This is a genomic window from Bacillus sp. 491mf (genome assembly GCF_900112415.1).
Classification (GTDB): Bacteria; Bacillota; Bacilli; order Bacillales; family Bacillaceae_G; genus Bacillus_A.
In genome coordinates this window covers 113,944-132,003 of record NZ_FOLV01000005.1, presented here as the reverse complement: position 1 = coordinate 132,003, position 18,060 = coordinate 113,944, and the positions used below count along the sequence as shown (strand labels likewise).

Annotated in this window: 19 protein-coding genes; 15 read left to right on the top strand and 4 right to left on the bottom strand. The window is 36.8% G+C overall.

The annotated features are described in order from the left end of the window. Positions 1-113 precede the first annotated feature (113 nt). The 11 genes from BM211_RS07855 to BM211_RS07805 all read left to right on the top strand — a co-directional run bounded on the left by BM211_RS07855 (position 114) and on the right by BM211_RS07805 (position 10,769). Positions 114-1,007 (top strand): PstS family phosphate ABC transporter substrate-binding protein, encoded by an 894-nt coding sequence (locus BM211_RS07855; RefSeq protein WP_256217048.1) that lies wholly within the window; start codon positions 114-116, stop codon positions 1,005-1,007. A gap of 27 nt (positions 1,008-1,034) precedes the next feature. Next, complete coding sequence (gene pstC, locus BM211_RS07850; RefSeq protein ID WP_035429735.1) at positions 1,035-1,985, top strand: phosphate ABC transporter permease subunit PstC; 951 nt, start codon at positions 1,035-1,037, stop codon at positions 1,983-1,985. 1 nt (position 1,986) lies between these two features. Next, the gene (gene pstA / locus BM211_RS07845; protein WP_035429733.1) at positions 1,987-2,853 is read left to right on the top strand and encodes a phosphate ABC transporter permease PstA; all 867 of its coding nucleotides are present in this window, start codon (positions 1,987-1,989) and stop codon (positions 2,851-2,853) included. A 29-nt stretch (positions 2,854-2,882) separates the two neighbouring features. Then, entirely contained in the window at positions 2,883-3,698 is an 816-nt protein-coding gene (gene pstB, locus BM211_RS07840; RefSeq protein WP_090996188.1) for a phosphate ABC transporter ATP-binding protein, read from the top strand. Positions 3,699-3,788: 90 nt separating this feature from the next. Then, the gene (gene phoU, locus BM211_RS07835) at positions 3,789-4,445 is read left to right on the top strand and encodes a phosphate signaling complex protein PhoU (protein WP_090996185.1); all 657 of its coding nucleotides are present in this window, start codon (positions 3,789-3,791) and stop codon (positions 4,443-4,445) included. A gap of 462 nt (positions 4,446-4,907) precedes the next feature. Further along, positions 4,908-6,098, top strand: coding sequence for a glycosyltransferase family 4 protein (locus tag BM211_RS07830; RefSeq protein ID WP_177206897.1), 1,191 nt, complete (start codon positions 4,908-4,910; stop codon positions 6,096-6,098). Between the two features lie 6 nt (positions 6,099-6,104). Further along, positions 6,105-8,462 carry a sugar phosphate nucleotidyltransferase gene (locus tag BM211_RS07825; protein ID WP_035429961.1) on the top strand — a complete coding sequence of 786 codons (2,358 nt, stop codon included), beginning with the start codon at positions 6,105-6,107 and terminating at the stop codon, positions 8,460-8,462. Positions 8,463-8,532: 70 nt separating this feature from the next. After that, on the top strand, positions 8,533-8,682 hold the full coding sequence (gene rpmG, locus BM211_RS07820; protein WP_012095458.1) for a 50S ribosomal protein L33: 150 nt from the start codon (positions 8,533-8,535) through the stop codon (positions 8,680-8,682). Between the two features lie 51 nt (positions 8,683-8,733). Next, a complete protein-coding gene (locus BM211_RS07815) occupies positions 8,734-9,303 on the top strand; it encodes a 5-formyltetrahydrofolate cyclo-ligase (RefSeq protein WP_035429725.1) in 570 nt (189 codons plus the stop codon). Between the two features lie 113 nt (positions 9,304-9,416). Further along, positions 9,417-9,608: a YqgQ family protein gene (locus tag BM211_RS07810; protein ID WP_035429721.1), complete on the top strand. Its 192-nt coding sequence runs from the start codon at positions 9,417-9,419 to the stop codon at positions 9,606-9,608. 183 nt (positions 9,609-9,791) lie between these two features. Next, entirely contained in the window at positions 9,792-10,769 is a 978-nt protein-coding gene (locus tag BM211_RS07805) for an ROK family glucokinase (RefSeq protein WP_035429719.1), read from the top strand. 111 nt (positions 10,770-10,880) lie between these two features. Here the strand turns inward: BM211_RS07805 and BM211_RS07800 are convergent, their stop codons facing one another. After that, positions 10,881-11,054 carry a DUF2759 domain-containing protein gene (locus tag BM211_RS07800; protein ID WP_035429716.1) on the bottom strand — a complete coding sequence of 58 codons (174 nt, stop codon included), beginning with the start codon at positions 11,052-11,054 and terminating at the stop codon, positions 10,881-10,883. Between the two features lie 155 nt (positions 11,055-11,209). On the opposite strand from BM211_RS07800, the gene BM211_RS07795 reads away from it, so the two are divergent. Further along, positions 11,210-11,839, top strand: a complete 630-nt coding sequence (locus BM211_RS07795) for an MBL fold metallo-hydrolase (RefSeq protein ID WP_035429714.1) — start codon at positions 11,210-11,212, stop codon at positions 11,837-11,839. 11 nt (positions 11,840-11,850) lie between these two features. Beyond that, complete coding sequence (locus BM211_RS07790) at positions 11,851-12,966, top strand: class I SAM-dependent methyltransferase (RefSeq protein ID WP_090996176.1); 1,116 nt, start codon at positions 11,851-11,853, stop codon at positions 12,964-12,966. Positions 12,967-13,130: 164 nt separating this feature from the next. Here the strand turns inward: BM211_RS07790 and BM211_RS07785 are convergent, their stop codons facing one another. After that, on the bottom strand, positions 13,131-13,421 hold the full coding sequence (locus BM211_RS07785; protein ID WP_020062633.1) for an ArsR/SmtB family transcription factor: 291 nt from the start codon (positions 13,419-13,421) through the stop codon (positions 13,131-13,133). 358 nt (positions 13,422-13,779) lie between these two features. On the opposite strand from BM211_RS07785, the gene BM211_RS07775 reads away from it, so the two are divergent. Next, complete coding sequence (locus BM211_RS07775; RefSeq protein ID WP_035429708.1) at positions 13,780-14,625, top strand: MBL fold metallo-hydrolase; 846 nt, start codon at positions 13,780-13,782, stop codon at positions 14,623-14,625. A gap of 13 nt (positions 14,626-14,638) precedes the next feature. After that, entirely contained in the window at positions 14,639-15,418 is a 780-nt protein-coding gene (locus tag BM211_RS07770; protein WP_035429705.1) for a class I SAM-dependent DNA methyltransferase, read from the top strand. 291 nt (positions 15,419-15,709) lie between these two features. On the opposite strand, the gene metC is transcribed toward BM211_RS07770, so the two are convergent. Together metC and BM211_RS07760 are read right to left on the bottom strand one after the other, a co-directional pair. After that, a complete protein-coding gene (metC, locus tag BM211_RS07765; RefSeq protein ID WP_035429703.1) occupies positions 15,710-16,873 on the bottom strand; it encodes a cystathionine beta-lyase in 1,164 nt (387 codons plus the stop codon). After that, the gene (locus tag BM211_RS07760) at positions 16,870-17,982 is read right to left on the bottom strand and encodes a methionine biosynthesis PLP-dependent protein (RefSeq protein ID WP_035429700.1); all 1,113 of its coding nucleotides are present in this window, start codon (positions 17,980-17,982) and stop codon (positions 16,870-16,872) included. The genes metC and BM211_RS07760 overlap by 4 nt, the downstream gene beginning before the upstream one ends. Positions 17,983-18,060: the final 78 nt, after the last annotated feature.

Below are 18,060 nucleotides of genomic sequence, written 5' to 3'. Positions count from 1 at the left end.
TTACAAACTATTAAAACCGAATTAATAGTTCAACATTATTCTTATATATGTACTCCTGTTCGCAGGAGGCTCCTAGGAGGAAATATTACGTGAAACGTAATAGAACACGCACCATGGTTTTTATCATATCACTGTTTTGTTTATCTGTTCATACGTTACCTGTTTCCGCCACTAGTATGGCAGGAGAAGTGCAAATTGATGGATCTTCTACAATTTTTCCGATTATGGAAGCAGTAGCAGAAGAGTATACGAAGCGAGAACCTCATGTAAAACTTTCTATTGGTATATCCGGAACGGGAGGTGGATTTCATCGTTTTGGAAAAGGAGAAGTGGATATAACAAATGCTTCTCGGCCAATGAAAAGAGAGGAAGAACGGCTTGCTAAGAAGCACCATATTACGTATACGCCATTTCAAATTGCTTATGACGGTCTTACGCTTATTGTGAATCGTGAGAATACGTGGGCAGATAATCTTACAATAGAAGAGTTGCAAACGTTATGGAGTGAAAGTGAAACGCTGAAAAAATGGTCGCAAATTCATCCGAAATGGCCGCATGAAACGATACAATTTTACGCACCGGGCATAGATTCTGGTACGTATGATTATTTTCAAAGTGTAGTATTGCAACAAAAGCGGATTACAAAAACAGTTACATTATCTGAGGATGACAATGTTTTAATAAGAGGTGTTATGAGCAATAAACATGCAATTGCCTTTGTTGGATATGCATACTATGCTGCGAATCGTGACAAAGTGAAAGCCGTAAAAATTAACGGTATTTCACCGACGAAAGAAACGATACAATCCGGGGCATATAAGCCGCTGTCTCGGCCGCTTTATGCATATGTAAATAATTCTTCTATCCGAGAAAAAAATAGTGTTGCAAATTATGTATCTTTTATGATGAAGCATGCTGGAGAGCTTGTAGAAGAGATTGGATACGTGAAGTTGCCGCAATATAAATATAATGAACAGCTGCGAATGTTAACAGAAATGCAAAAATAACGTCAAGATGGAAAGGGGTTTTCATCTTTGGCTCGTAATAAAAAGAGTCATGTTACGATTTCTGTTCAACATTTGATTGAAAGAAATGCAGGCAAGCGAAAGAAAGCACAGCGAATCAATCAAATGGTTCCTTTTGTGTTACGAATAATCGCCAGTATCTCTATTATTACAACGATGGGGATAATTGTAACTTTGGCAAATGAAACATTTATGTTTTTTGAAAGAGTATCAATCGTTTCCTTTTTTACTGAAAAAGAATGGCTTCCTTTTTTTGAAAATCCTAAGTTTGGTATTTTACCGCTTATATATGGAACGGTACTCGTTACTGGTATTGCAATGATTGTTGCTATTCCGATTGGATTAGGATGTGCAGTGTTTTTAAGTGAATATGCTTCTAATGCGGCGAGAAAGGTGTTAAAGCCAGTATTAGAGTTATTGGCAGGGATTCCGACAATTGTATACGGTTTTTTTGCTTTAACAGTTGTTACACCTATTTTGCAGCGCATCGTTCCAGATTTACAGTTTTTTAACGCACTTAGCCCAGGGATTGTAATTGGCATTATGATGATCCCGACGATTGCATCTCTTAGTGAAGATGCGATGCGAGCTGTTCCTCATAAAGTGAGAGAGGCTTCTTTTGCGATTGGCGCCACTCGTTTTGAAACGACAAAGCATATCGTGTTACCCGCTGCTTTTACTGGAGTCTTAGCAGCAATTGTGCTAGCTGCTTCAAGAGCAGCTGGAGAAACGATGATTGTCGTCATTGCGGGTGGTTCGACGCCGAGTTTATCGTTAAATCCGACACAGTCTATACAAACGCTCACAGCATATATTGTGCAAGTTAGTTTAGGAGATGCCCCTTATGGAACGATGTCATATTATAGTATGTACGCTGTCGGAGCGACGCTATTTATGTTTACGTTGATTATGAATATGATTGCACAGCGTATTATGCGTCGTTTGAAGGGGGCGACATAATATGCGACTGCTAAATGAGCGAAACATAGAAGAACATATGCCTCCACGCTTTTGGAAAGATCGTGTATATAAAACTGTATTTCGCATAGCGATGTTATTTTCACTTTGTATATTGGTTTTTTTACTATACCAAATTTTTCAACAAGGAATAACATATATTTCATTAGATTTTTTAATCCGTTTTGCATCGCGAAATCCAGAGCAAGCTGGTATTGCAGCAGCTTTATCGGGAACGATTTTATTTATGAGTGTTGTCGCTCCTACTTCCTTTTTATTTGGAGTAGGAACAGCCCTTTATTTAGAATACTATGCAAAACAATCATGGTTTACAAAAATAATTGAGATCAACATTCAAACGTTGGCAGGAGTACCATCAGTTGTTTTTGGATTATTAGGATTGACGATGTTTGTATATGGCTTACAGTTAGGTGAAAGCATATTAGCGGCCGCATTAACGATGAGCCTTCTCGTTTTGCCAACTGTTGTTGTTGCAGCGCAAGAAGCACTGCGCTCTGTACCAAAATCGTTGCTAGAAGCTTCTTATGGAGTAGGAGCAACGAAGTGGCAAACGATGTACCATGTTGTGATTAAAGAAGCAATGCCAGGAATCTTAACAGGTTGTATTTTAGCGTTATCACGAGCGATTGGAGAAGCGGCCCCGCTACTTGTCATTGGGGCACTTGCTTTTGCAAACTATGTACCGCTTGATGTGATGGATAGATTTACAGTTTTACCAATTCAAATCTTTAATTGGATGAATAGGCCGCAAGAGGAATTTCAACATGTAGCAGCAGCTGGAATTATTGTGCTACTACTGTTGCTACTTCTTATCAATACTCTTGCAATATGGCTGCGAAATCGTAAGTAAGAAGGACTGGATGAAAGGGGAATTTCAAAATGGTAGCTACAGTAGTAAAAGTTCAGGTGAAAAATGAAGAAAAGGTAGAACCTCAAACAAAAAAAGTTGTATTTGATACGAAAAATTTAAACTTATGGTATGGGGAAGACCATGCATTAAAAGATATTAATTTAAGTATTCATGAAAATGAAGTAACAGCGATTATTGGACCGAGTGGGTGCGGGAAATCTACTTATCTGAAAACATTAAACCGTATGGTAGAGCTAGTGCCAATCGTTCGGACAACAGGTGTAATTGAGTATCGCGATCGCAATATTTTTGATAAATCATATCCTGTTGAAGAACTGCGTACGCATGTGGGAATGGTATTTCAGAAGCCAAACCCATTCCCAAAATCAATCTATGAAAATATTGTATATGGTCCGAAAGTTCATGGTATTCGCGATAAGAAAACGTTGGATGAAATTGTTGAGAAAAGTTTACGCGGTGCGGCGATTTGGGATGAATTGAAAGATAGATTACATGATAATGCATACGGATTATCCGGTGGACAGCAGCAACGTTTATGTATCGCGCGTTGCTTAGCAATTGAACCAGATGTCATTTTAATGGATGAACCAACATCAGCATTAGATCCAATTTCTACATTAAAAGTAGAAGAGTTGATTCAGGAGTTAAAGAAAGATTTCAGTATTGTGATTGTGACGCATAATATGCAGCAAGCAGCTCGTATTTCTGATAAAACAGCTTTCTTCTTAAGCGGAGAAGTTGTGGAATATACAGATACAAATAAGTTATTTACAACGCCAACTGATAAACGAACAGAAGATTATATTACAGGACGATTCGGTTAATAGCATCTGTTTGAAGGAGCAACTTGTCTTCTTATTGGATGCTTTATTTTAAATGAAAGTGCATGTGTAACAGGTGAGGGAGGAAACAACATGGTACGCGAACAGTTTCAATATGACTTACAAACATTACAGCAAAAAGTTATTGAACTAGGTGAATTAGCAAAACAAGCTCTTGAAATTGCAATGGAAGGATTGCGTACAAGAGATGTAGAGAAAGCAATTGCAGTAATTGATGGTGATTACCGTATGGATAATTTGGAAGAGGAAATTAATGATTTTGCCTTAATGTTGATTACGAAACAACAGCCCGTTGCTAGTGATTTACGAAGAATTTTTGTTTCGATTAAAACGGCAACAGATCTAGAACGTATTGCAGATCACGCGGTAAACATTGCTAAGTCAACCATACGTCTTGGAGAAAAAGAGGTTTCGGTTTCATTACAAAGCCTTGAAAGTATGTTTAAAATTGCAATAGATATGTTGCAAAATGTGATTCTAGCTTATAGAGAAGAAAACTTAACATATGCGAAAAAAATTGCTGAGATGGATGATGAAGTTGATGAACTGTATGGAAAAGCAATTCGTGAATTTATTTCTTCTATTCCAGATAAGCCAGAGGCAATTGGACAAATTACACAACTATCGTTTATTGCCCGTTATATTGAGCGAGTAGCAGATCACGGTACAAATATTGCAGAAAATGTTTTTTATCTTGTAAAAGGGAAGCATTATTTGTTAAATGAATAAAGTGAAATTGTCATCGGTAGGGAAAATAGGATATGGAGAAGGTTTTCTCCATATAGCCTGGAGAGGAATGCGAAAGCATTCCTCTTTTTTAGTCAAAATATGACGAAAAAGTATCATTGTTACTTTCTTGTTACGATGATACTATGGATTATAATGGAATTTTAAGAAAGCGTTTACTTTTGGTAGTATGACCCCGCTCAAACGGCTGGTAAGGAGCACAGGCAAGAAGAAAAACCAAACCATCCGTAAGAGCCCGATTGGTTCAACTAACCTTTCATGAAAAAAGCGCTCATGAAAGGAAGTTTCACTTTACCCCGCTCAAACGGCTGGTAAGAAGCATAGACAAGAAGAAAGCCAAACCATCCGTAAGAGCCCGATTGGTTCAACTAACCTTTCATGAAAAAAGCGCTCATGAAAGGAAGTTTCACTTTAGTCTTCTATATGAAGAGAAAAGAGGGATGTATGGAACCTTTGCGTATTTTAATGTTGGCATGGGAATATCCCCCGATGATGGTAGGTGGCCTTGGAAGGCATGTGTATGAATTATCACGAGCTCTTGCACGTTATGGACATGATGTGCATGTAGTAACTGTGTACGAAGAGCAATGCACAACATATGAAAAGGTACATGGGGTACATGTACATCGCGTTGCAGTTGATTATCGTGAAAAGTATCATTTTTATGAGTGGATTGCTCAGTTAAACAAATCTATGATTGCTTATACACAAGAACTATGTAAAGTTTACGCGTTTGATGTCATTCACGCTCATGATTGGCTTGTTGCTATTTGTGCGATGGATTTACAAAAACAAGAGCAGTTGTCTCTCGTCACAACAGTTCATGCAACGGAACGTGGACGGAATAGCGGGATTTATACATCATTGCAATGGAAAATACATATGCATGAAAAAGAGCTAGTAACAGAATCTAACGTTGTGATTGTTTGTAGTCAGTTTATGAAAGATGAAGTTGTGCGGGATTTCGAAGTAAATAGTGATGCTGTTATTGTGCATCCTAATGGGATTGATCAATATTTTTTTCACGCGGTTACGCCTTCGCTAGAAATTACAAATCATTATAATTTAGTGAATCGATTGGTTGTATTTTCAATTGGCCGAATTGTAAATGAGAAAGGCTTCTATACCATTATTGAAGCAGCACCTCAAATTACCCAGCGGTATCCGCAGATTTTATTTATTATTGCAGGTCAAGGAACCATGTTAGAGCAGTATCGTGCCGCTGTACAGGGGATGGGACTACAACATTCTATTCATTTTCTCGGTCATATTACAGAAGAAGAGCAGCGAGCATTTCTTCAAAGGTGCGATGTGTTATTAATTCCAAGCTTGTATGAACCTTTTGGGATTGTTGCATTAGAAGGGATGTTAGCCAAGAGACCGGTTTTAGTTTCGCGTGTGGGCGGTCTGCAAGAGATCATTGTAGATGGTGTGAATGGGTTTCAAATGCAACCAGGTTGTTCGCAAAGTTTGAGTGAGAAATTAATATGGATTATAGAACAGCCAAAAATTGCTCAGCGCGTCGCAAATAAAGGGTATGAAGATGTTCTTGTTCACTATAATTGGAATGAAATTGCAAGAACAACGGCACACACGTATGAAAAAGCAGTTCAACATCATAAATGTGGAGGTTGAATGCCGATGAAGGGGGTTATTTTAGCTGGAGGGAAAGGGACGCGTTTACGTCCGTTAACATGTAACCTTCCAAAACCCATGTTACCCCTACTACAAAAGCCAGTGATGGAATATAGTATTGAACTATTGAAACAGCATGGTATTCGTGAAATTGCGATTACTGTTCAATATATGAGTTCCGTTATTCAAAATTATTTTGGTGATGGTAGTAAATGGGGAGTGAAGTTATATTATTTTGAAGATACCCCCCCTCTTGGTACAGCGGGGAGTGTAAAACAAGCAGAGAAATTTTTAGACGAACCATTTGTTGTAATTAGCGGAGATGCGCTCACAGATTTTCATCTATCGAAAGGAATTGATTTTCATAATAGTCATAACGGGATCGTTACGATGTTTGTTAAAGAAGTAGTGAATCCATCATCGTATGGATTAGTTGTCACAAATCAGCATCATGAAATTATTAAATATATTGAAAAACCAAGTTGGAATGAAGTCATTTCCAATACAGTAAACACCGGTATTTATATTATAGACCCCGACATTTTTTCTTATATTACACCTCATACGTTTTTTGATTTTAGTCATCATGTATTTCCTTTATTAGAAAACAAAGAAGCAATGTATGGATATGTAGCAGATGGATATTGGCTTGATATTGGTACGTTCACACAATATCGTCAGGCTCAATTTGACTTGCTTACGAAGAAAGTTCATGTATCTATTCCATATACAGAAGTGTTGCCAATGGTATGGATTGGAGAAGATGTAACAATTGAAAAAGGAACAAAGATACACGGCCCTGCTTTTATTGGTGAGGGAACAACAGTGCAAACAGGAGTTATTATTGAACCGTATTCTATTATTGGTAACCATAGCTTAATTTCAGCATATACTCGTCTTCAAAAAAGTATTTTACTCGCTCATACGTATGTAGGAAAGCGATGTGAATTGATTGGAACCACCATTGGAGACGGCACAATTATTGAAGATGGAGTTACTTTATTTGAAAAGAGTGTTGTGGCTGATCATTGTCGAATTGGCCAAAATGCAGTGATTAAGACGAAAGGGAAAGTATGGCCAGAGAAAGTGGTTGAGAGTAGTACAATTATTGCTTCATCTGGAATTACAGAACATGAAAATATTTCGTGTTTTTTGCAGAAAAGTCGTATATGCGGCAGAAGTAATTTAGATATTACGCCACAAGTTGTTGTGAAATTAGCGATGGCATATGGCTCTTTATTATCAGAAGGAGACAGTTTGCTGATTGGCAGCAGTACACATGCGGACGTGCAAATGTTTAAACATATTTTTTTACATGCTGTTCATACAGCAGGAGTGCATACAATGGAATGCCAAGACATGAACGAATCTTGCTTCCGATATGCAACCGGGCAAACAAATGTCGTTGGTGGAGTGTTTTTTTATAAGGGGAAAGATGAGAAACTCATTATTCAATTTTACGATGAAGAAGGAATGGCATTAACATATAAAAAGCAAAAAGAGATAGAAAATTTGTATATGGCAGAGTCATTTCGTTATGTCGATAGTAAAAGTATTGGGAATAATGAAGTCATAGATGTTTGTTCAGAAATGTATATTGAATCAACTTTGCAATTCATCGATACCCCTGTTATAAAAAGACAACATTTTCACCTTCTTATCAATAAGCCGGATGAGTTATTTCAACCGTTGCTATCCTCTTTTTTACAGAAAATCGGCTGCACAGTAACGTGGTTATATGCCGCAAAGCAAAAAGAACATATTAAGTCATTAATGAAATCGAGCCGGGCAGATATGGCGATTCTATTTCAAGAAGAAGAAAATACATTTGAATTATATGATACTTACGGGAATATTTATAAAAATACAAATTGCGAAGAAATCGATATTCCTAATTTATTGTTTGAAAAAGATAAAGGTTTTTACCCATTATCATTAAAATTAGGAGAATGTTATCTTCTTTTTTATATCCATATTGAAAATAAGAAGTTATTTCAAATGAGATGGCAGCAAGATATTTTATTTCGAGTTGGTAAATTATTGGAGTTAATTGTTCTTCAAGGGAAAACATTGCCAGCAATGTTAGAGCAATATTCACCACTGTACTTATTATGTGATGAAGTAGTTTGTTCATGGAATGAGAAAGGGAAAGTATTAGGGATGTTGCTGCGAGATCGCGTACAGCGCGAGTTTGAAGTATTAGAAGGAATTAAATTTACACATGCAGAAGAAGAGTGGTCTTACGTTGTTTCAGATGTAAATCAACCTAAATTTCTCGTTTATTCTCATGCAAGAAACCCAGTCATAGCAAAGGAAAATATGAATACACTTATAGAAAAAATTAGACAATATCAAAAGGTGTAGAATTTTTGTTTTAAAAGTGGTATTATGGTATAGTCTGATTTAAGTTATTAGTGACTGGAGGGAAATAAGAATGCGTGTGAATATTACTCTAGCATGTACAGAATGCGGAGATCGTAACTATATCTCTAAGAAAAACAAACGTAACAACGCTGAGCGTCTTGAGCTTAAAAAATATTGCAAGCGTGACAAGAAGTCTACGTTACACCGCGAAACAAAGTAAGCAGTAGGGATATTTTCCTACTGTTTCTTTTGTATATAGGGGGAATTCAAAATGAAAGAAGAGAAAAAAAAATTACGAACAGAAATATTACAGCGTATGAATGCTTTATCAGAAGAACAGTATACGACTTTATCAGAAAAAATTGCAGATTCTCTATTTAAACAACGAGAATGGACCGAGGCTAAAACAATTGGGATTACACTTTCTATGGAGCGTGAAGTAAATACATATACAATTATTGAAAAAGCATGGGAAGAAGGAAAAGCAATTGTTGTTCCAAAATGTAATCGTGAAACGAGAACAATGACATTTCGTCAAATTACAAGTTTTGAACAATTAGAAACCGTTTATATGAATTTACGGGAGCCTGCTCCATCAATGACAGAAGAAGTATTAGCAGAGGAGATCGATTTACTTGTCGTACCAGGTGTTGCCTTTACAAGAAAAGGCGAGCGTGTAGGATATGGCGGAGGATATTACGATCGTTATCTCGTGAATTATAAAAAGAAAACGCTATCATTGGTTTTTAATCTTCAAATTGTGTCTCATATCCCAGTGGAACCGTTTGACAAAACTGTGCAGAAAATTATTACAGAAAAAGAAACATTGTCAATTTTATAATTTATATAGATAAATTATAAATTGACGATTCTTTTTTATGTTGATTATAATAAACTATGTGAACGTTTTCTTATTGTATTTTTATAGTAAGTAGACATTTAGAGGGTGAAAAAATGAAAACTATTTATGATATTCAACAATTATTAAAGAAATTTGGAACGATTATTTATACAGGAGATCGTGTTGCAGATTTACAATTAATGGACGATGAGCTTCGTGAATTATATAAATCACAGCTTATTGAGCCGAAAGAGTATCAGATGGCTTTATTTTTATTAAAGCAAGAAATTCAAAAAACGACATAAAAACTTCTTTCTTTTTAGGGGAGGACAAGAGCGCCTGGTCATGCATAGAAGCGGTCAGTGCTTTTTCCTGCCACATACGAGTACAGGTGATGTTGTATTCTGTATAGCATTAATTTATATGTTGAAAAATGAAACTGAATTTATATATTCTATTGACGAAATAGATGAAAGAAGGCGAACAACATGGAAGAGAAATGGTTGGTTGGTGTTGATCTTGGCGGAACAACTATTAAATTAGCATTCATTAATACTTATGGTGAGTTTATCCATAAATGGGAAATTCCAACGAATACAAGCGAACAAGGAAAACATATTACACTCGATATTGCAAAGGCAATTGATAAAAAGTTACAAGAACTAGGTGAGCTAAAAAGTAAGTTGGCTGGAATTGGGATGGGTGCACCGGGTCCTGTTCATGTTGCTTCTGGAATGATTTATGAAGCAGTAAACTTAGGATGGAAAAACTATCCTCTTAAAGATTTATTAGAAGTAGAAACTGGTTTGCCAGTTGTTGTTGATAATGATGCGAATATTGCAGCGCTTGGAGAGATGTGGAAAGGCGCTGGAGAAGGTTCAAAAGATATCGTTTGTATGACGCTTGGAACGGGCGTTGGTGGCGGTGTTATCACAAACGGTGAGGTCGTCCATGGTGTAAGCGGAGCAGGCGGTGAAATTGGTCATATTACAGTTGTAACAGAAGGTGGCTTTGCTTGTAACTGCGGGAAATCAGGATGCTTAGAAACGGTTTCTTCTGCAACTGGTATTGTACGGGTTGCAATGCAAAAAATACAGGAAACAGATGAGGCTAGCGTATTGCGTTTGATGCTAGAGCAAGAAGGTCTTATTACATCTAAAGATGTGTTTGATGCACTTGCACAAGGTGATGGATTAGCAAAAAAAGTAGTTGAAAAGGTTGCTTCGTATTTAGGATTAGCAGTCGCAAATCTAGCTAGTACATTAAACCCAGAGAAAATTGTTATTGGCGGTGGTGTATCAAAAGCAGGTGATGCATTGTTACAACCAATTCAACGCTATTTTGAACAATATGCATTTTCACGTGCTGTTAAAAGTACAAAATTAGCAATTGCGACACTTGGTAATGATGCTGGGGTAATTGGCGGAGCATGGCTTGTGAAAAAGTATATTTATGAAGTAAAGTAAAATGAAGCTTTTTATTTATAGAAGATGAGCAAGAAAAGAAGAAGGAAGGGGTTTCCCTTCCTTTTTCATATGCTAGAAATCATGGTGTATGTAGAGTTTGTAAAGAATTGCTTAATGTGTTGGTGGATAGCCATTGTTTAGTACTGTCATGACTGTAAACCACCCGAAAACAATTACAGTTGCAACAGAAAAGCCTCCAGCAAGAAGGTTTTTGTCCCGCAATGTTTTAAGAGAAGAGTATACAGCTAACAGAGTGACTAACGCAAAAATAATAACAAGACCCATACATATCCCCTCTACTCTCTTGATTTGTTTGATTTTTTGTAATATTTTTTCATTTCAATTGTACATGTTTTCAATAGGGTTGTCGAGGTTTCGTTTCCTATAAGAAGAAAATATTGTATGATGGAAGTGAGTGTAATGACTGGAGGAGATTAAGTATGAAGTGGATTCAAATGCCGTTAGGGCCACTGCAAACAAATGCATATATTTTAAGTAATGACCAAAAAGAATGTATTATTTTTGACCCAGGTAATGAAGGGGAAAAACTTATAAATTATGTAAAACAAGAACAGTTAAAACCATTAGCTATTTTATTAACACATGCACATTTTGATCATATTGGTGCGGTGGATGAAGTACGTACTGCTTTTCAAATTCCAGTATATGTTCATCAAGAAGAAGCGGATTGGTTAGGAGATGCTGCTGTTAACGGTTCGCAAATTTTTATGATGAATCGTAGTATTACAGCAAGACCTGCGGATCACATCATTGAAGGAGAAGGAACTTTGACAATTGGTTCGTTTACGTTTGATATGTTTGAAACGCCGGGGCATTCACCGGGAAGTATTTCATACTATTGCAAAGAAGCAAACGTTGTCATTTCAGGTGATGTTTTATTTCAAATGAGTATTGGCCGCACTGATTTGCCGGGAGGTAGCTTCCAAGAATTAATCATGAGTATTGAAGAAAAGTTATTTGTATTATCCGATGATACAACTGTGTTATGTGGGCATGGTCCAGAAACAACGATTGGCTTTGAAAAAGAAAATAATCCATTTCTACAATAAGGGGAACGGCAATGAAGCACGTTCTAAAACAGGCGATGGAAAAAGAAGAAGACCACTCTATTTCTTATAGTACATATATGAGCCTTGCTTTATATGACGAAAATAATGGCTATTATATGAAAGAACGTGAAAAAATTGGCAGGCAAGGAGACTTCTTTACAAGTAGTAATGTGTCTTCTATTTATGCAAAAACATTTGCTCATTTTTTTCTTCGGCTTGTAAAAGAAGGAGTTGTTACACCTCATATATGTGAAATTGGTGGTGGAACGGGGAAATTTGCTTATAATGTATTGCAAGAGTGGCAAACGATTTCACCTGATACGTTTGCAAACTTGCAGTATTCTCTTATAGAAGTGAGTCCATTCCATAGAAGGTTGCAAAAACAGCAACTTATTTCTTTTGCAAACGTTTCGCAATATGCATCCTATGATGAATTGGATGCCCCTTTTACAGGAATTGTTTTTTCAAATGAGTTGTTTGATGCATTTCCTGTAGAAGTCATTGAGAAGCGGGAAGGCATGTTATATGAAGTACGCATAAAGTATAACAGTGAAGGCAGACTCATAGAAGTATTGCGCCCGTTAGATAATGAACAAATTATAAGCTATTTACAAAGACACCAAATTCAATTGTATGAAAGACAGCGATTTGAAGTGCCATTACAAATGAATGCTTATGTCAAACAGCTTACAAGATGGCTACAGGAAGGCTTACTTATAACAATCGATTATGGATATACAAATGAAGAATGGATGCACCCAGCTCATCGTGAAGGAAGTTTACGAGGTTATTATGAGCATCAAATGATTCGTAACCCTCTTCAATTTCCAGGAGAGATGGATATAACAACTCATATTCATTGGGATGCATTGAAGACTGCTTGCGAAGAACAAGGATTGCAAACAGTATGGCATACGAAACAAAGAGAATTTTTGCTTGCTGCAGGAATTTTAGAACAATTTGTTAATCATGAAGATCGTAACCCATTTTCTAATAATCAAAAGAAAAACCGCGCGATTTATTCTATGATTTTACAAGGTGGAATGAGCGATGCATTTGATGTTGTCATTCAGCAAAAAGGATTGCCTCATTTCAATTTAACCCATTATTTACATACCTTTTCATAAAACGAGGCGCAGTGTAAAATACTGCGCCTCGTTTTATAGGTAAATACGACATTTTGTTTAGGATTATGTAGAATGTTTATATTTCATCTCATGATATATATTTATATTAAAGATATGAGATGAAATATACATACATTATACGCCTTTTGTATATTTGAATACATTTAACCTAGTAATACACGAACTAATTGAATAATTGTTTCGTTTTCTACTTTGTAGTAAATTTCTAATCCTTTTCTTTCACTTGAAACAATTTTAGCGCTTTTTAATTTCGCTAAATGCTGAGAAATTGTAGATTGGGGCATGTTTAAACCTGTGTACATTGTAGAAACGTTACTTGGTCCTCGCTCAATCAATCCTTTTACAATACATAAACGCACTGGATGAGCAAGTACTTTTAATAATTCTGCATTGTTTTCATATAGCTCTAATTCTTGTTGAAAGGTTTCTAACATATTTTCTCCACCTCCATGTGTGCTGCTGTTATACCCATACTATACATAACAAAATTCTAAACCAAAGAGAATAGTTGTTGCAAAAAAAATGCTTTAAAGTAAAGAAATTGTAAGAAAAGAGACTGTGATGTAAATAAATTGGGTAAATCTAGACGTTTTTCCATTAGGATAAAGCAGTACTTGATAGATGTTAATCATAAATATTTTTGTTCTCAACAAAAAACATTTCCAGTTATATTACAATCTTACCATATTTTATTTTTCTTTCAACAACGGAATTGAAAAAATTTTTCGATAATTTTGAAGGAGTTATATATAGTAATCTGGAAATTAATACGGATAGAAAGAAGGGATAGTCATGAAAATAGAATTTTTAGGAACAGGTGGTGCCACACCAACTCCAAGACCAGGGAGTTATAGCAAAGTAAGTAAAGAGGCAAGAGAAAAAGGGTTGCCATATAGTAGAATGGGACCGAGTGTTTTTATTCACGATCTCCGCTTATTAATTGATACGCCAGAGGAAATACGCTTGCAATTAGAGCGAGCTCAAATATTGAAAGTAGAAGCCGGGATATACTCTCATTGGCACCCAGATCATACAATGGGACGGAGAATTTGGGAAACGATGGCGTTTGATACGAACAGAGCTTGGAGTACAGCGGTTTATGTACCAGAGCAAGTAGCAGAGGATATGAAAACATTTTTAGGATCGTGGGATCATTTGCAATTTATGCAGCAGCAAGGATGGATTGATATAATCGTATTACGAGATGGGCAATCTTTTGTGAAAAATAAAATAAAAGTTACACCATTTCGTTTACATGAACAATATGTGTATGCATTCCTGTTAGAAGAAAAAGAAAAGCGAGTACTTATTGCAATGGATGAACTGTATAAATGGGAACCGCCTGCTCATTTGATTGATAATTTAGATGTAGCTATTTTACCAATGGGAATTGCTGAGTTTGATTGGAAGACGAAAGAGCGAATAAGAGACCGTGCTTTTATTGAAAGCATGCGGGAGGCGACGTTTGAAGATACGCTAGAAGTAGCGAAACAATTACGAGCAAAACATACCATTATTACGCATATTGAAGAAGTAGACAACATTGGATATGACGAATTGAAAGAAATTGAATCTGAATTACGAGCGGAAGGTATAAATATAACATTTGCTTACGATACGATGAATATCGATGTGTAGAGGTGCAAAATACATGGCTACACCAAAAGGGAATCTATATGAAAATACAGCTGAATTTTATGATTTAGAAGAGAGGCAGGATCATAGAGAAATATCATTTTATCTCGAAAGAGCTTCTAAATTATCAGGTGACATTTTAGAAATTGCTTGTGGAACAGGAAGAATTACTTTGCCCTTAGCACAAGCTGGTTTTTCGATATGGGGAATTGAATTATCTGAATATATGTTAAATATACTTGGAGAAAAACTAAGCATTATGCCAAGTGAAATTCAGAAGAAGGTTCATCTTCAGCAAGCAAATATGGCCAATTTTACTATGAACAAGAGCTATGAGTTCATTTTAATTCCGGGTATTTCATATCAAGCACTTCTCAAACAAGAAGACCAAATCGAATGTTTGAAAACGATCTATAACCATCTAAAAGCTGATGGAGAATTTATCTTCAATGTATTTCGCCCTTTTCAGCAATTAGATAAAACTTGGGTTCAACCTGAAAAGGTGCAATGGGAAAAGATAGATCCGCAAACAGGAAGTACAATTCAAAAATCTCATATTGCCAAAGCCATTGATGTAGAAAATCAAATCATTTATCCAGAATATATATTTCGGATTACACATGAAAATGGGACAAAAGAAGAATTAAGAGAACAGTTGTCTCTAAAATATTATTATTATGAACAAATTACATATATGATTCAGGCTGCTGGATTTACAATCGCTGAGCAATATGGGGATTATGATGGCTGCGCTATTGAAGAAGGGCCAGAGATGATTTTTGTTTGTAGGAAGTAAAAAGGAGAACTTGTCTAAAGTTAGATGGACTATCATCTGTCACTTCCGCTAACGGGACTTATATAAAAAAGTTCCTTCAGCCTTCTGAAGGAACTTTTTGAGTCTATCATTCTTTTTTAAAAGATCAATACTTGTCATTTGAATTTTTCAACATAAAACATAGCCTGCACTCGCTTGCTCCTCTAAACATCGCACGTGGCAGAAAAAGGCCCTGACCGCTCTTATACACGGCCAGTTGCTCTCACCCATCTAAAAATGGTTTTAAAATTTGTATTTATATAAGTTTCCAGTCTAAGAGATAACGACTTCCTCTACATAAGTAAGAGCATGCCCAAAATCCGCAATTAAATCGTCTGCGTTTTCTAATCCAACCGATAAGCGTAGCAATGCATTTGAAATTCCTCGTTTTTCACGTTCTTCTTCTGGCATGGCAGCGTGTGACATTTTCGCTGGGTACGAAAGAATTGATTCAACGGCTCCTAAACTAACTGCAAATACGGGAAGTTGGATGTGTGCTAGAAATTGCCTTAGCGCATGTTCAGATTCTAGTGTAAAGGAAAGGACCGCTCCCGCTGATTTTGCTTGATTGTGCTGCGTTTCATATCCGGGATGGGACGGCAAGCCGGGATAATAGATATCTTTAATTTTAGGATGTTGCTGTAAATAACAGGCGATTTTTTCAGCATTTCGTGAAGAGTGCTCTAAGCGCACGTATAATGTTTTTAAACCACGAAGCACAAGGGAGCAATCTTGTGGTCCTAATATAGCTCCAAAAGAATTTTGTAAAAATCCCACTTTTTTTGCGAGTTCTTCATCTTTTACGACTGCTAATCCTGCGGTAACATCACTATGACCTGCAAGGAATTTTGTTGCGCTATGAAGAACGATATCAGCCCCAAGTTCTAATGGTTTTTGGTAAAGGGGTGTTAAAAATGTATTATCAACAAAAGTGAGCGCATCAATAGATTTTGCAAGTTCACAAACGGCTCTAATATTTGTTACTTTTAATAATGGGTTTGATGGTGTTTCGATGTAAAAGACTTTTGTATTGGGGCGAATGTTTTGTTTTACCTCTTCTAAATTTGTCATGTCAACGAATGTGTGGGAAACGCCGTAACGAGAAAGAACTTCTGTTATGATTCGGTATGTACCCCCGTACACGTCTTCAGAAATAAGGACATGATCTCCTTGCGATAAAAGAAGAAAAGTTGTTGAAATAGCAGCCATGCCAGATGAAAAGGCAAATCCTTTGCTTCCGCCTTCTAGTAAAGCAATTAGTTCCTCGAGTGCTTCGCGCGTTGGATTTCCAGAACGACTATAATCATATTTTCCAAATGTATCTACATCAAATTGATGGAATGTAGATGTATTATAAACAGGAACATTTACAGCACCTGTTTGTTTGTCATGCTTAAAACGGTTATGAAGTAAAAGCGTATCAAAGGAATAGCTCATATTCTCACTCCTTCTTTTACTCGTTTTAATGATCGCTGTAAGTCTTGAATTAAATCATCTTGGTTCTCAATTCCTACGGAGAAGCGGAGCAGACGATTACAAACGCCTCGTGCTGTGCGAATATCTTCTGGTATATCGGCGTGTGTTTGTGTTGCGGGGTATGTAATAAAGCTTTCTACACCGCCAAGACTTTCTGCAAACGTAATAAGAGAAAGAGATTGTAAGAACGGATCAACCCACGACTCTTCTCGCAGTTTAAAAGAGATCATGCCGCCTTTTCCTGGATAATACACATCAGTTATCGCTTCTTCTCCTTGTAAATAGGCAACAATTGCTTTGGCATTCTCTTCATGCTGCCTCATGCGCAGTGCTAATGTTTTCATGCCGCGTATTAAAAGCCACGAATCAAACGGGCTTAACACAGCTCCAGATGCGTTGTGGTAGTGAGCGAGTTCTTCGCATAATTTTACTCCTTTTGCAACAACGAGCCCACTTAATACATCGTTATGACCGCCTAAATATTTTGTAGCGCTATGCAGGACAATGTCGGCGCCTGTTGTTAATGGTTGTTGTAAATACGGTGTGTAAAATGTGTTATCAACAATAAGGAGCAAGTCGTGACGTTTTGCAACGGCAGCAACTGCGGCAATATCTGTTACTTGCATAAGTGGATTTGTTGGTGTTTCGATGAAAATGGCTTTTGTTTTCGGTGAAATGGCTTTTGCAATTTCTTCTATATGCTGCGTATCTACATATCTACATCGAACATCCCATTTTTTCTCGTGTTCTGTAAATAAACGATATGTTCCGCCGTACAAATCTTCAGATACAATCAGTTCGTCACCAGAGCAGAATAATGAAAGGACAAGAAGAACAGCGGCCATTCCTGAGCTACAGGCGTAGCCTTGTTCGCCGTGCTCTAAGTCAGCGATCGCACGTTCTAATAGAAGGCGCGTTGGATTTCCAGTTCGGGAATAATCAAACCCTGTTGACTTCCCAATTCCTTCGTGGCGATAAGCAGTGGAGAAGTAAACTGGTGGATTGACTGCTCCAGTTGTTGTTTCACTGCGATTTCCAATTTGGGCAAGCTTTGTTTCCATTGTAGACATAATAGAATTCCTCCTTAAACAGGTAAATCCATTTTGATTTTTCGACATTTAGATTGTTGGTATGAAGAAAAAAAGAGC